9 protein-coding genes are annotated in these 15,302 nt (G+C 72.7%); all 9 read left to right on the top strand.

Annotation, left to right across the window (positions count from 1 at the left end; translation table 11 throughout):
• Window positions 1-6 precede the first annotated feature (6 nt).
• The 9 genes from ABD932_RS20075 (at window position 7) to tmk (ending at window position 15,272) form a co-directional block, all read left to right on the top strand.
• Window positions 7-1,584: a DUF7059 domain-containing protein gene (locus ABD932_RS20075; protein WP_345014667.1), complete on the top strand. Its 1,578-nt coding sequence runs from the start codon at window positions 7-9 to the stop codon at window positions 1,582-1,584.
• A 125-nt stretch (window positions 1,585-1,709) separates the two neighbouring features.
• Window positions 1,710-2,714 carry an ArsR/SmtB family transcription factor gene (locus ABD932_RS20070; protein ID WP_345014665.1) on the top strand — a complete coding sequence of 335 codons (1,005 nt, stop codon included), beginning with the start codon at window positions 1,710-1,712 and terminating at the stop codon, window positions 2,712-2,714.
• A 175-nt stretch (window positions 2,715-2,889) separates the two neighbouring features.
• The gene (locus tag ABD932_RS20065; RefSeq protein WP_345014663.1) at window positions 2,890-3,915 is read left to right on the top strand and encodes an ABC transporter ATP-binding protein; all 1,026 of its coding nucleotides are present in this window, start codon (window positions 2,890-2,892) and stop codon (window positions 3,913-3,915) included.
• Complete coding sequence (locus ABD932_RS20060; RefSeq protein WP_345014660.1) at window positions 3,912-4,784, top strand: ABC transporter permease; 873 nt, start codon at window positions 3,912-3,914, stop codon at window positions 4,782-4,784. Before ABD932_RS20065 ends, ABD932_RS20060 begins: the two co-directional genes overlap by 4 nt.
• A gap of 35 nt (window positions 4,785-4,819) precedes the next feature.
• The gene (locus ABD932_RS20055) at window positions 4,820-5,611 is read left to right on the top strand and encodes an ABC transporter permease (protein WP_345014658.1); all 792 of its coding nucleotides are present in this window, start codon (window positions 4,820-4,822) and stop codon (window positions 5,609-5,611) included.
• Between the two features lie 185 nt (window positions 5,612-5,796).
• On the top strand, window positions 5,797-8,361 hold the full coding sequence (locus tag ABD932_RS20050) for a serine/threonine-protein kinase (RefSeq protein WP_345014656.1): 2,565 nt from the start codon (window positions 5,797-5,799) through the stop codon (window positions 8,359-8,361).
• Between the two features lie 187 nt (window positions 8,362-8,548).
• Window positions 8,549-8,746 carry a hypothetical protein gene (locus tag ABD932_RS20045; protein WP_126393970.1) on the top strand — a complete coding sequence of 66 codons (198 nt, stop codon included), beginning with the start codon at window positions 8,549-8,551 and terminating at the stop codon, window positions 8,744-8,746.
• Between the two features lie 250 nt (window positions 8,747-8,996).
• Window positions 8,997-11,819, top strand: a complete 2,823-nt coding sequence (gene topA / locus ABD932_RS20040; RefSeq protein WP_345014654.1) for a type I DNA topoisomerase — start codon at window positions 8,997-8,999, stop codon at window positions 11,817-11,819.
• Window positions 11,820-12,050: 231 nt separating this feature from the next.
• Entirely contained in the window at window positions 12,051-15,272 is a 3,222-nt protein-coding gene (gene tmk / locus ABD932_RS20035; RefSeq protein WP_345014652.1) for a dTMP kinase, read from the top strand.
• Window positions 15,273-15,302: the final 30 nt, after the last annotated feature.

The following is a 15,302-nucleotide window of genomic DNA, read 5'->3' as shown; positions in this document are numbered from 1 at the left end:
GAGGGCGTGAGTGACTCCAGTCTGTCCGCCCTGCCCGCCTCCGATCGCCCCGACGTCGCCGCCCGGCTGCGGGATGCCCTGCTCGGGGCCTCCTTCACCGCCGACGGGCTGCTCGAACTGCTCGGCGCGCCCGCGTACGCGGCGCTCGCGCGGAGCGAGACCGTGCCCGCGCTCCGGGCGACCCGCGGAGACACGCCGCTGGAGGCCCTCGTACGGCTGTTCCTGTTGCAGCAACCTGTGCCGCACGCGCGCGTGGCGGGCGTTCTGCCCGTCGACGCATGCCTGGAGAGCGGGTGGCTGGTACGGGTCGGCGGGGACTCCGGCGCATCCGGTGCATCCGGCGAGTTCGACGGCTCCGGCGACGACCTCGCCGCGACCGTGGACGTACGCCCTTACGGCGGGCCCGGTGGCGAGGACTGGTTCATCGTGTCCGACCTGGGGTGTGCGGTCGGCGGGGCGGGCGGCATCGGGAACAAGGACGAGGGGGTCGTCCTCGGCGTCGGCGGCGCCTCCACGACGCTCGCCGGCATCACGGTCCGTACGCCCGTCGCCGCCGCTCTGGACCTCGGCACCGGCTCCGGCGTCCAGGCGCTGCACGCCGCGCAGCACGCCACGCGCGTGACGGCGACCGACCTCAACCCGCGCGCCCTGCACATCACCGCGCTGACGCTCGCGTTGTCCGGCGCGCCGGCCGCGGACCTGCGGGAGGGCTCGCTGTTCGAGCCGCTCAAGAACGGCGAGACGTACGACCTCATCGTGTCGAACCCGCCCTTCGTGATCTCGCCGGGCGCGCGGCTGACCTACCGCGACGGCGGGATGGGCGGGGACGATCTGTGCCGCTCGATCGTTCAGGGGGCGGGGGAGCGGCTGAACGAGGGCGGTTTCGCGCAGTTCCTCGCCAACTGGCAGCACGTGGAAGGGGAGGACTGGCAGGACCGGCTGCGGTCATGGGTGCCGCGCGGATGCGACGCCTGGATCGTGCAGCGCGAGGTCCAGGACGTCACTCAGTACGCCGAGCTGTGGCTCAGGGACGCTGGTGACCACCGGGGTGACACGGCCGAGTACCAGGCGCGGTACGACGCGTGGCTGGACGAGTTCGAGGCGCGCAAGGTGAAGGCCGTGGGGTTCGGGTGGATCACCCTGCGGAAGGCGTCGGCCGCCGTGCCCTCGATCACGGTGGAGGAGTGGCCGCATCCGGTCGAGCAGCCGCTCGGTGACACGGTCCGGGCGCACTTCGGGCGACTCGACTACCTGCGCGCGCATGATGACGCGGCCTTGCTGGAGGACCACTTCAGGCTCGTCACCGAGGTCGTGCAGGAGCAGGTCGGGCTGCCCGGCGCCGAGGACCCGGAGCACGTCGTGCTGCGCCAGCACCGCGGCATGCGCCGGGCCACCCGGGTGGACACGGTCGGCGCGGGTTTCGCGGGCGTGTGTGACGGTTCGCTGAGCGCGGGCCGGATTCTGGACGCGATCGCCCAACTGATGGGCGAGGACCCGGTGTCGCTGCGCGACCGCACGCCCGCGCAGATCCGGCTGCTGGTGGAGCAGGGGTTCCTGGAGCCGGCCGGTGAGGGCGCACGCTGATGTGAGGGCTGGGGAGGGGGCCTGCGGTGACGGTGACGGCTGGGGAGGGGGGCCTGCGGTGACGGTGATTGCCAGGGCAGGTGGAGGGGCGCGGTGGCGGGTGTGAGCGGGGAGAGCCGTTTCCGGTGATCCGCATCGAGCTCGACGAGGCCGCGCTCGGGGCGACCCGTATCGCCGTCAGCCCGCTGTGGGACGCGTTCTGCAGCCTGCACCTGGCGATGCCGCACCGGAACCCCTCCTGGCCGTACCAGAAGTGGGTCGTGCGCGCGCGTGAGGTGATCCGGGAGGACGACCGGATCGCCCCGCTGCGCGCGCTCTTGGCCGGTCCGCTGCAGTTCCCCGACTTCATGCTCCCGCAGCCGATCGGTACGACCTCGATCGAGCAGGAGCTGGAGATCGTGCGCCGTACACCGCCGGACGTGGTGCGGGCCCAGCTGGCCGAGCACTACCCCGGCATGGACGACCATCCCCTCGTACGGCCCTACCTGGAGGACCCGCGGGCTGCCTGCGCCGCCCTCGCCGACGCGTACGCCGCGTACTGGGAGGGCGCCCTCGCCGACCTGTGGCCGGTCATGCGGCGGCTCGTCGAGGACGAAGTCCTGGTCCGGGCGCGGACCTTCGCCACCGAGGGCGTGGACGCGCTCTTCGCCGGCCTGGAGGCACGCGCGAAGTGGACACCGCCCGTGCTGGAGCTGACCAAGCGCATCGACGCCGAGTACCACGCGGGTGAACGCCGGCTGCTGCTCGTGCCGCTGGTCTTCGCCGAGGGATGCCGGCTGTACTCGACGGACCACCCCGAGGTGCTCACCGTCTCCTTCCAGGCGCGGGGTGCGGCCGTACTGCGGGAACGGCAGGAGGAACCGGCGGCCGGGGACCGGCTCGGGCTGCTGCTGGGGCGTGGGCGGGCGGCGGTCCTGCGCGAGCTCGGCGGGCCGCTCACCACCGCGGGCATCGCGGACCGGCTCGGCCTGGCTCCCAGCACCGTGTCCGAGCATCTGTCGGTGCTCGCCGAGTCCGGGGTGGTCACCCGGCACCGGGTCGGCCGGAGCGTGTATTACCAGCTCACCGACACGGGGCGCGCCCTGCTGGCGCTGCTGTCCGGGGAGGACGTGCTGCGGGCGGTGGTCTGAGAGTCGCGGGCCGTGGGGTGAGCGTGCGTGGGCGCAGGAAAGTGCACGCACGCGTGGACGCCGGAGGCCCGTACGCACGCGTGGACGCCGGAAGCCCGCACGCACGCGTGGGCGACGATTCGGTAGCCGCCGAATTCGTCGACCGCTGCCGAGCGGCCCGCCTACCGTCCGGCGCATGCTTGCCATCGAGGCGCACGGACTGCGCCGCACCTACACGTCGCGTACCGGCTGGCTGCGGCCCCGGCGCACCACCACCGAAGCTGTACGAGGGGTCAGCTTCGAGGTGGCGTCGGGCGAGCTGTTCGGGCTGCTCGGACCCAACGGGGCCGGCAAGACGACCACCATCAAGATGCTCAACACCCTGCTGCTGCCGACATCGGGCACGGCCAGGGTGTTCGGGCACGACGTGGTCCGCGACCCGGTGGCCGTACGACGACGGATCGGCTACGTCTTCGGCGGCGACCGGGGCCTGTACGAGCGGCTCTCCGCCCTCGACAACCTGCGCTACTTCGCCGAGCTGTACGAGGTCGAGCCGCGCGCGCAGCGGCGCCGGATCGCCGAACTGCTGGAGCTCGTCGGTCTTGACGGGCGGGAGCGGGAGCGCGTCGAGGGCTATTCACGCGGCATGCGGCAGCGGCTGCACATCGCGCGCGGCCTGCTCCACCGGCCCGACGTGCTCTTCCTGGACGAGCCGTCGATCGGCGTCGACCCGGTCGCCGCACGGGATCTGCGCCGCACCGTCGCCGACCTGTCGGACGCCGGGACGACGGTGGTGCTCACCACGCACTACATGGCCGAGGCCGATGAACTGTGCGACCGCATCGCCGTCATCGCGGGCGGGGAGATACGGGCCCTCGGCACGCCCGGGGCCCTCAAGGCCCGCGTCCAGGAACGCGACGTCCTCGAAGTCGAGGCCCACGGCGTCTCGGAGACGGAGCTGGACCGAGTGCGCGCGCTGCCGGGTGTCCGGGACGCGGCGGTCGACGACCGCGGTTCCGTACAGCTCCTGACCGTCCAGAGCGACCGCGGAACCGAGCTCCACGCGCGCGTGCTCGCCGCGCTGGACGGCGTGCGCCTGGGGCGCGTCGCCACGCGCGAGCCGACGCTCGAGGACGCCTACGTCGCGATCGTCGCGGAAGCGGAACGCGCCACCGCGGGGTCGATCGGGGCGGCGGCCGAATCGGCGGAGGTCCTGGCATGAGCGGCCCCGAGCCGGGCGGCCCCGAGTTGGGCGGCCCCGGGGCGAGGGCGGCCAAGCCGAGCGCCCCCGGGCCGAGGGCGGCGCAACCGCGCGCCGTGAAGCGCTGGCCGCGGCTCGTCGCCGTAGGGGTGCGCACGCACGTCATCTACATGTCGCGCTCGCCCCTGGAGATCACCTTCGCGGTGCTGGTGCCGCTCGTCTACGCGACCCTCGCCGTCTACCTCTTCCGCGCCGCCGGCGACCCGGACCGGCTGCTCACCGCGTCGGTGGGCGCGGGCCTGATGGGCATCTGGTCGTCGGTGCTGTTCGGGTCGGGCGGGGCGGTGCAGAACCAGCGCTGGCTCGGCACCCTGGAGTGCCTCGTCGTCGCGCCGACGCGGCTGCCGCTGGTACTGCTGCCGATCACACTGGCCACGTCCGTCGTAGGGACGTACTCGATGGTCGCGACCGTCGCCTGGGGATGGCTGCTGTTCGGCGTGCCGCTGCACTTCGCGCACCCGGTGCTCTTCCTGCTGGCGGTCCCGGGCTGTGTCCTCGCCCTCGGTGCCATGGGTCTGCTGCTGGCCGCCACGTTCGTCCTGATGCGCAACGCCAACGCACTGGCCAACGCGCTGGACGCGCCGGTGTGGCTGCTGTCCGGGATGCTCGTCCCGGTCACCGTGCTGCCCGCGTGGACCCACCCGCTGTCCTGGGCGCTGCCCACCACCTGGGGCGCCCGCGCCGTGCACGCCGCGGCCTCCGGCGGGCCCGTGGTCGCTCCCCTGGGGCTCGCGCTCGGCCTCGGCGCGCTCTACGCGCTGCTGGCCGTCGCCGTGCTCGGCCGGGTGGAGGCACGCGCGCGTGCCGCCGCCACCCTCGCCCTCACCTGACCGCCCACCGCCTCACCCGGCCCCGAGGACTCCCCATGCGTCAACTCGTCCGTACCGCGCGCCTCGTCGTCATCGGCGGTGGCATCTCCTACCGGGCGCTGTTCAACTGGACCACGCCCTCCATGTTCATCGGCACCCTGCTGGTGGGCCCCGTCCTCCAGCTCCTCTTCTTCGTCCACCTCGGCCGTCAACTCCACGTCGCCGACGACCGCTTCTACCTGCTGGGCAACGCCGTCCTCGCCTCCTCCACGGCCTGCGTGTACGGCGGCACCATGGCCGTCGCCAACGAGCGGCGCTACGGCACGCTCGGCGCGGTGCTGCTCAGCCCCCGCCGCCGGGCGCCGCTGTGGTTCGGGCGGGCCCTGCCGTATGTCCTGAACGGCCTGCTCGTCAGCGGGTTCACGCTCGCCGTGGCCGCCCTGGTGCTGGGCCTGCCGGTGCCGGCGGACAGCGTGCCCCAGATCGCCGCCGTCCTGGTCGCCGCCGCGGCCGCCTGCTCCGCGTTCGGGCTCGCGCTCGGAGCGCTCGGGCTCCGCTTCCGGGACGTGTTCCTGGTGTCGAACGTGGCCGCTTCGGTGCTGCTCCTGCTGACCGGCGCGAACGTGCCGCGCGCGACCCTGCCGCCCTGGATGTGGACCGCCGGCGAGGCCCTTCCCCTCACGCACGCGGCCGCCGCGGCCCGGCAAGCGGCAGCCGGGCAGGGACTGGACACGGGCCTGCTGGGCGCCGAACTCGCGGTCGGTGCCGGGTACTTGCTCCTCGCCGTGCTGCTGCTGAGCCTCTTCGAGCGCGGCAGCAGGCGGCGCGCGACCCTCGACGTGCTGTAGCCGCGCCGTAGGCGCTGGGACGGAGCGGCACGCGCGGGTCAGGAGTGTCCGGTCCGGTCTGATTGGCTACGAAAAGATACAGAAAGGCCTCCTGTCAGTGGCAGGTGCGAAGCTACCTTCGAGAGACAGACTCGACGCGCCCTCGGGGGAGGCGCGCTGTCTCTCGGGTCCCGGGGGGAGGCGTGATGGCGGGGGAGACGCCGGAACAGGGCGAAGGCAGGGTCATCAACGGGCGGTACCGGCTGCTGCGAACGCTCGGCGCGGGCGGCATGGGCCGCGTGTGGCTCGCGTACGACGAGGAGTTGGCCTGCGACGTCGCGATGAAGGAGATCGCGCTCCCGGATGTGCCGATGGACGTGAGCGAGACCGCGCAGCGCATTGCCCGCGCCCGCAGCGAGGCCCGGCACGCGGCGCGGCTGCGGGGGCATCCGCATGTGGCGACGGTGCACGACGTGGTGGTGCACGAGGGGCTGCCGTGGATCGTCATGGAGTACGTGCCGGACGCGGTCGACCTCCAGGCGGTCGTACGGAGTTCGGGGCCGCTGACGCCCGTTCAGGCGGTCCGCGTCGGACTCGCCGTGCTCGACGCACTGACCGCCGGACACCGGATCGGCATCCTCCACAGGGATGTGAAACCGGCCAACATCCTTCTGGCACCGGGCGCCTCGGGCGACCCCTACGCGCGCGTGCTGCTCACCGACTACGGCATCGCCCTCCAGCCCGAGTCCCGCGAGCCCAGGCTCACGGCCACCGCGGGCATCCTCGGCACACCCGGCTACCTCGCCCCGGAACGCGCGCGCGGCGAGCCGCCCACCCCGGCCGCCGACCTGTTCTCCCTCGGCGCCACGCTGTACGCGGCCGTGGAGGGCCGCGGCCCCTTCGACCGCCACGGCGACTACGCGACGCTGACGGCCCTGCTGGGCGATGACCCGACGCCGCCGGTCCGGGCGGGGGAACTGGTGCCCGTGCTGCAGGGGTTGCTGGTCAAGGACCCCGTGCGGCGGTCGGCGCCGGAGGTGGTGGCGCGGGGGCTGGAGCGGGTGGTGCAGGGGGCGGTGGGTGCGGCGGGGGCGTCGGGTGGGGAGCTCGGGGTGCCGCCGGGGAGTGGTGGGGTGTCCGGGGCGGGCGCCGGGCTTGGAGTGTTCGGTCCGCCGCCAGGAGGCTTCGGGCCGGTGCCGGGTGCTCCGCGGACGCCGGGTGGTGTCGGATCGGCTTCCGGATTCCCGCAGATGCCGGGTGGTGTCGGATCGGCTTCCGGTACCCCGCAGACGCCGGGTGCGGCGCCGACTCCGAACACCCCGCAGACACCGCACACTCCGGCGGGTGCGACCGGTGGTCCTGCGGCCAGTGGTCTTGCGGCCGATGGACCTGGCGCTGACGGTTCCGTCCCGCCCGGGCAGACGCCCGGATCGGCGCCGTACGACGTCTGGCGGCAGCCCGCCCCGCCGCCGTTCGACCCCGCGAACCCTTATGCGCAGGGTGCGGGAACCACGTCTGCGGACGGCGGTGGGCAGGTGCCCCGTCCCGGGAGCGGCGGGCCGACGTCGTATGAGGGTGGGGCCGCGCAGTCGCCGTATGCGGGAAGCTCCACGCCACCGCCGTACGCCGGAAGCCCCACGCCACCGCCGTATGCGGGAGGCTCACCCCCACCGCCGTACGTCGCAAGCCCTCCACCGCCGCCCTACGCCGGAACCTCGACCCCACCGCACTACGCCGGAGGCGCCACCCCGTCGCCGTACGCGGGCGGCACCCCTGGTGGCCCCGGTGGCCCCGGCAGTCCCTGGAGCAGCGGTGCGCCCACCCTCGCCGGAGCGGGTGTGGGCGGCCAAGGGCCGGGCCCGGGTTCCGGCGTCAGGAAGCGCACCGCGCTCGTCGCGCTCGTCGTCGGCGTCCTGCTCGTCGTCGCCGGCGGGACGTGGGCCGCTGTGTCGCTGACCAGCGGTGACGACGGGGACAAGAAGAACTCCGCGACGAAGAGCTCGCCCTCGGCGGGCGGGTCGCAGGGCTCGCCGTCGCCGACCGGGCCGGTGTATCCGTACGGCGATGTCGTGGGGCTGACCGAGCCGCTGGAGACAGGGGACTGCGTGCAGGCGGTGTGGTCCGGGACGCCGTTCAAGTCGATGCCGAACCTCGGTGTCGTGGACTGCGACGACGACTGGCCGGACGGCCAGGTCGTGGCGGTCGACACGGCCACCGACTTCGCCGACGCCAGCGCGCAGGGTGCGCGGCGCTGCGCGAACCAGAGCAGGGCGATCGCCGCAGCGCTGCCGGACGCGGCAGGCTACGCCGTCGTACCGACGAAGAACGGGTTCACCGCGGCCAACAGCGGTACGGCATGTCTCGTACTCGGGCGGCATGCCGCGATAGGCGGCGAGGTGGGCCGGTTCCGCGACGACGGCGAGAACCTGTGGGTCGGGCAGATGAGCGTCGGCGACTGCTGGGTCTACGAGGAAGAGGCCGAGGGATACAACGCCCCGTTGATCGACTGCGCCAAACCGCACACCGACCAGGTCATAGGCACTGTTCGGGCGCCCGGTGAAATGAGCCACAAGAACGGCTCCGACAACGCCACCAAGCTGTGCGGCAACAAATTCGAGTCGGTCTGGGCGCCGGGTCCGGAGCGGACCGTCTATGGCTGGATCGCGGACGAGGAGGACTGGGAAGAGGGCTTCAACAAGGTCGTGTGCACCGTCAGCAGGTCCGACGACAAGAAGACGACCGGAAAGATACCCGCGCCCGGTGAGGTCTGAGGCGGGTGTGGCCCATGACTGGGACGGGGCTGGTGGGGCTGCGGTGGTCGGCCGGGCCTGCGGGGCGCTGAGAGTCCACAGCCGCGTCGGCCCCGCGTTCACCTGAGGTTCGCCTGTGCGCCGCCCGCGCGTGTCAACCTCGCCGGGCTGGGCAGTCGTGGACGGGAGAAAAGGGGCAAGCGGAACCATGGAGAGGGGACCGGCGATCTTCGCTGGGGTGGTGTTCGCCCTGTTCGGAAGTGGGCTGCTGGTGTGGACGGCGGTCCGGGTACGACAGCGCCAACCTGTCGCCCAGGGTGTGAGCCCCGTCGCATCGGTGGCGCTGGCCGGCCTTGTCTCGGTGATCGCCCTGACCCTCGGAACGTGGTGCTTCTCCCGCCTCTGAGAACGGCCCATGAGCTGGGCGGCCGATAATTGGGAGGCCGACTTCCGGAAAGGCTCGAAAAGGCCGGTGGGCACTCCGGGCGGCAGGAATGGCGGAAGTCGGGTTACCGTTCGAGTGGCCGTTGCGGGCTTTTCCCGTTTGACAACCGGGCGGGATGTACCGTCACACTCCGCAGCGTCACCACCACCCGACCCCGGGACCTGAGCGACCCTGGGAAGGCCCCCAGCGTCGACCGGAGAGAAGAGCGAAGTTGTCCCCGACCAGCGAGACCGCACAGGGCGGCCGCCGACTCGTCATCGTCGAGTCGCCTGCCAAGGCGAAGACGATCAAGGGCTACCTGGGCCCCGGCTACGTAGTCGAAGCGAGCGTCGGGCACATCCGCGACCTCCCCAACGGCGCCGCGGAGGTGCCGGAGAAGTACACCGGTGAGGTCCGCCGCCTCGGTGTGGACGTCGAGCACGACTTCGAGCCGATCTATGTGGTCAACGCCGACAAGAGGGCCCAGGTCAAGAAGCTCAAGGACCTGCTGAAGGAGTCCGACGAGCTCTTCCTCGCCACCGATGAGGACCGCGAGGGCGAGGCCATCGCGTGGCACCTCCAGGAGGTGCTCAAGCCCAAGGTCCCGGTCAAGCGGATGGTCTTCCACGAGATCACCAAGGCCGCGATCCAGGCCGCCGTCGCCAACCCGCGCGAGCTGAACCAGAAGCTGGTCGACGCCCAGGAGACCCGCCGCATCCTCGACCGCCTCTACGGCTACGAGGTCTCGCCGGTCCTGTGGAAGAAGGTCATGCCGCGTCTGTCGGCGGGCCGTGTCCAGTCCGTCGCCACCCGCCTCGTCGTGGAGCGGGAACGCGAGCGCATCGCGTTTCGTTCTGCCGAGTACTGGGACCTGACGGGCACCTTCGCGACCGGCCGCGCCGGGGATTCGTCGGACCCGTCGTCGCTGGTCGCCCGCCTGCAGACCGTCGACGGCAGGCGGGTCGCGCAGGGCCGCGACTTCGACTCCCTGGGACAACTCAAGAGCGCGAACACCCTCCACCTCGACGAGGCGAACGCCCGCGCCCTCGCCGCCGCCCTGGAGAACACGCAGTTCGCGGTGCGGTCCGTCGAGTCCAAGCCGTACCGCCGCTCGCCGTACGCCCCGTTCCGTACGACGACGCTGCAGCAGGAGGCGAGCCGCAAGCTCGGCTTCGGCGCGAAGGCCACGATGCAGGTCGCGCAGAAGCTGTACGAGAACGGCTACATCACTTACATGCGTACGGACTCCACGACGCTGAGCGACACCGCCGTAGCGGCCGCCCGCGCCCAGGTCACGCACCTGTACGGCGCCGACTACCTGCCGCCCCAGCCGCGGACGTACGCCGGCAAGGTCAAGAACGCGCAGGAGGCGCACGAGGCGATCCGCCCCTCGGGCGACCGCTTCCGCACGCCTGCCGAGACCGGGCTGACCGGCGACCAGTTCAAGCTCTACGAGCTGATCTGGAAGCGGACGGTCGCCTCCCAGATGAAGGACGCGACCGGTAACTCGGTCACGGTCAAGATCGGCGGCGCGGCGGCCGACGGGCGGGACGTCGAGTTCACCGCCTCCGGAAAGACGATCACCTTCCACGGCTTCCTGAAGGCTTACGTCGAGGGCGCCGACGACCCGAACGCCGAGCTGGACGACCGCGAGCGCCGGCTGCCGCAGGTCAACGAGGGCGACCCGCTGAGCGCCCAGGAGATCACGGTCGACGGGCACGCCACCAAGCCCCCGGCGCGCTACACCGAGGCCTCGCTGGTCAAGGAGCTGGAAGAGCGCGAGATCGGCCGCCCGTCGACGTACGCGTCGATCATCGGCACGATCCTCGACCGCGGCTATGTCTTCAAGAAGGGCACGGCACTCGTCCCGTCCTTCCTGTCCTTCGCCGTGGTCAACCTCCTGGAGAAGCACTTCGGGCGGCTCGTCGACTACGACTTCACCGCCAAGATGGAGGACGACCTCGACCGCATCGCGCGCGGCGAGGCGCAGGCCGTGCCGTGGCTGAAGCGGTTCTACTTCGGCGAGGGCACTGGTGAGGGCGGTGCCGCGGACGCCGGCAACGGCGACGGGGACCACCTCGGCGGCCTCAAGGAGCTGGTGACCGACCTGGGCGCGATCGACGCGCGCGAGGTGTCGTCGTTCCCGGTGGGCAGCGACATCGTGCTGCGGGTCGGCCGCTACGGCCCGTACATCGAGCGCGGCGAGAAGGACTCCGAGGGCCACCAGCGCGCGGACATCCCCGAGGACCTGGCGCCGGACGAGCTGTCCGTCGAGCTCGCCGAGGAGCTGCTCGCCAAGCCGAGCGGCGACTTCGAGCTGGGTGCCGACCCGGTCACCGGCCACCAGATCGTCGCAAAGGACGGCCGCTACGGCCCGTATGTCACCGAGGTGCTCCCCGAGGGCACCCCGAAGACCGGCAAGAACGCCGTGAAGCCGCGTACGGCCTCGCTGTTCAAGTCGATGTCGCTGGACACGGTGACGCTGGACGACGCGCTGAAGCTGATGTCGCTGCCGCGTGTCGTCGGCGCCGACGCCGAGGGCCAGGAGATCACCGCGCAGAACGGCCGCTACGGGCCGTATCTGAAGAAGGGCACGGACTCGCGTTCGCTGCAGTCCGAGGAGCAGCTCTTCACGATCACCCTCGAAGAGGCGCTGGCGATCTACGCCCAGCCCAAGCAGCGGGGCCGCGCGGCCGCCAAGCCGCCGCTGAAGGAGCTGGGAACGGACCCCGTCAGCGAGAAGCCGGTTGTCGTCAAGGACGGTCGCTTCGGGCCGTACGTCACCGACGGGGAGACCAACGCGACCCTGCGCTCCGGCGACAGCGTCGAGACGATCACCCCGGAGCGCGGCTTCGAGCTGCTCGCCGAGAAGCGCGCGAAGGGGCCCGCCAAGAAGACGGCGAAGAAGGCCCCCGCGAAGAAGGCGACCGCCAAGAAGGCCGCCCCGGCCAAGAAGACGGCCGCCAAGAAGACCGCGGCGAAGAAGACCACGACGGCCGCCAAGAAGACGACGGCCAAGAAGACGGCGGCTTCCAAGACGGCGACGGACGACTGACCCGCCCTCGTCGAACGCCCGAACCGCCCCTTCGAGACGACTGAACCGCTCTCTCGAGAGGGCCGACCGGTCTCCGTGAGGACCAAACTGGTTCCCGCGGAGGCCGGTTGACGGTCCGGTTCTTCACGTCCGGTTCGCAAAACGAACGCCTCGGCATCAGTTTGGTGTCGGGTCGGGCGTGCGTTCGGGCGTGCGCGTCGGGCTGTCAGTGCGTCCCGATAGGCTGAAAGCATGACGCCAGCCGAGCAGCCAACGGCCCTCCACACGGCCCCCGACGACACCCTGGTCGCGGACTCCCGCGAGCGTGCCGTCCGTGCCCTGCTGCGCCGACCGCAGCTCAAGCGACTGTGGAGCGCGCAGTTGGTGGGCGGTGTCGGCGACATCCTCGCGCTCCTGGTGCTGGTGCTGCTGGCCCTTCAAGCGGCGATCGCCGAGGGGGCGTTCGGCGGTGGCTACCGGGGCGTGGCGTTCGCAGTGGCGACCGTCTTCGGCGTACGCATCCTGGCGACGCTGCTCTTCGGCGCCGTACTCCTCGGCCCGCTGACGTCCCTCACCTCCCAGGAGGGCCCGCTCGACCGGCGCTGGACCATGGTCGGCTCGGACGGTCTGCGGGCCGCCCTGCTGATCGTCGCGCCCCTGTGGATCGACTGGACGCCGGACAACGCGCTTGCACTCCTGCTGGTCACCGTCTTCGTGACCGGCGTCGCCGAGCGCTTCTGGACGGTGTGCCGGGAGAGCGCGGCGCCCGCGCTGCTGCCGCCCCCGCCGCCGGAGGGCGCGACGGTACGCCCGCTGCCGGACCACATGGACGCCCTGCGCCGCCTGTCGCTGCGTACGGGCTTCGTGGCGATCCCGCTGGCCGCCGCCGCCCTCGTCGTCGCCGCCCTGCTCAACAACCTGCTCGGTGCCGGACTCGACTGGTTCGAGCAGCACCAGGCGGCCCTCGCGTCGTATGTCGCGGCCGGTCTGTTCGCCGCGTCCCTGTCCGTGCTGACCTTCCTGGAACTGCCCGACACGCGCACCCCGCGCGCGCGGTCGCCGCTCGAGGGGCTGCGTCGGCCGAAGACCGGCTCGGGCGTCGACAAGGGCCGTACCGGCGCGATCCCGCTGCTGGTGACGGCTTGCGCGGCCGTCGCAGGGGCGGTGTCCGCCGCGGTCGCCGTGGCCGTGCTGCACGCCAAGGACCTGGGCGGCGGGCCGGTGCTGTACGGCCTGCTGGTGCTCGCGCTGACCGGCGGCGTGGTCGTCGGCATCCGCACGGCGCCCTCCGTGCTGCCCGCCCTGTCGCGGCGCCGGCTGCTGGCACTGGTGATCGCCTTCACCGGCATCGCGCTGCTGGCCGCGGGACTCGTCCCGGACGTCACCACCGTGCTGCTGATCGCCGCACTGGCCGGGATCGGCGCGGGCGTGGCCGCCAACACCGGGCACACCCTGCTCGACCAGGAGGCAGAGGAATTCCGGCGGCCGCGGACGACGGAGCATCTGCACGCGGTCGCACGGGTCTGCGTCGCGCTCGGCGCGGTGATCGCGCCGCTGGTGGCCGCGCTCATCGGGCCGCACCGGCTGGAGAGCGGCAAGTTCGTCTTCGCGCACGGCGGTGCGGCGTTCACGCTGATGCTGGTCGGGGCGCTGCTGCTGCCCGTGGCCGCGCTCGTGCTGGCCAAGGTCGACGACCGCTCCGGCGTGCCGCTGCGGCAGGACCTGCGCGACGCCGTCCTCGGCGGGGACGACCCGGAGCAGGTGCCCGCGACGTCCGGTTTCTTCATCGCCCTGGAGGGCGGCGACGGCGCCGGGAAGTCCACGCAGGCCGAGGCGCTCGCCGAGTGGATCAGGGGCAAGGGCCACGAGGTCGTGGTCACGCGCGAGCCGGGGGCGACGCCGGTCGGCAAGCGGCTGCGGTCCATCCTGCTGGACGTGTCGAGCGCGGGGCTGTCGCACCGGGCGGAGGCGCTGCTGTACGCGGCGGACCGCGCGGAGCACGTCGACACGGTGGTCCGGCCCGCGCTGGAGCGCGGCGCGGTCGTGATCTCGGACCGTTACGTCGACTCCTCGGTCGCCTACCAGGGGGCGGGCCGTGACCTGTCCCCGACGGAGATCGCCCGCATCAACCGCTGGGCGACGAACGGGCTCGCTCCGCATCTGACGGTGCTGCTGGACGTCGCGCCGGAGGTGGCCCGCGAGCGGTTCACCGAGGCGCCGGACCGGCTGGAGTCGGAGCCCGCCGAGTTCCACGCGCGCGTGCGCTCCGGATTCCTGACGCTGGCCGCGGCCGACCCCGGCCGGTACCTGGTGGTGGACGCGGGTCAGGAGCCGGAAGCCGTGACGACGGTCATCCGGCACCGGCTCGACCAGATGCTGCCGCTGTCCGAGGCCGAGATCCAGGCGCAGGAGGAAGCGCGCCGCAAGGCCGAGGAGGAGGCCCGCCGCAAGGCCGAGGAAGAGGCCGCCCGCAAGGCCGAGGAGGAGCGCCTGGAGCGCGAGCGCCAGGAGCAGCTCGCCCGGCTGCGCGCCGAGGAGGAGGAGCGCAAGCGGCGCGAGCTGGAGGAGGCGCAGCGGCGCGAGGCCGAACGGCAGGCGGAGGAGGCCCGGCAGCGGGCCGAGGAAGCACGTCGGCGTGCCGAGGAGGAGCGCCAGCGGCTCCTCGCGGAGGAGAAGGCGCGCGCCGAGGAGGAAGCGCGCCGCAAGGCCGAGGAGGAACGGCGCCGCAAGCAGGCCGAGGAAGAGGCCCGCATCCATGCCGAGGCCGAGGCACGGCGCCTGGAGAAGCAGCGCAAGGCCGAGGAGGCTCTGCTGCGGGCCGAGGAGGCACGGCGACTGGCGGAGCAGGCCGCGGCCGCGGCGGAGGCGGGTCCGAGGCCGACGGGACCCGGTGCCGGGGCTGCCGCCGGTGATGCGATGACCGTGCCTACGCCGGTGGTGAAGCCGGGGTCGGTACCGGGCGGGGCGTCGGACGAGACGACCGTGCTGCGGCCGGTGCGGGACGAGGAGCCGGGCGGTACGGGTGGTGCGCGGGCGTCTGCCGGTGACCGGTCGCCCGGCCGGGGCGCCGGGCAGTCCGAATCCGAGGTGACGGCGAAGCTGCCGCAGCCGCCGGTGCCTTCGGGGGCGGCGGACGAGACGGCCGTGCTGCCGCCGGTGGTGCCGGGTGCGGCTGATGAGACGGCTGTGCTGCCGGCGGTGCCGCCGGGTGCCGCCGACGAGACGGCCGTACTGCCTCCCGTGCCGGGCGAGGAGTCCGGGGATCGGGTTCCGCCCGGGTACTTCCGGGACGAGGAACGCACGCGTGAGCTGCCTCAGGTCGACGAGGCGGGGGCGCCGCGGCGGAGGGCTCGGTCCGACTGGGCCGAGGAGACGCCGCTGGACGATCTGCCGACGTTGGCGGACGAGTTGCTGGGGCCGCGTGAGGACGAGTACGACGACGAGGGCGGCCGGGGGCGGGGCCGGCGGCGCTGAAGAGCGTGACCGGACCCACCTGAGGGCCGG

The sequence above is a fragment of the Streptomyces shaanxiensis genome (assembly GCF_039537145.1).
In the GTDB taxonomy this organism is placed as follows: domain Bacteria; phylum Actinomycetota; class Actinomycetes; order Streptomycetales; family Streptomycetaceae; genus Streptomyces; species Streptomyces shaanxiensis.
This window is presented reverse-complemented; position numbering and strand designations above follow the sequence as displayed.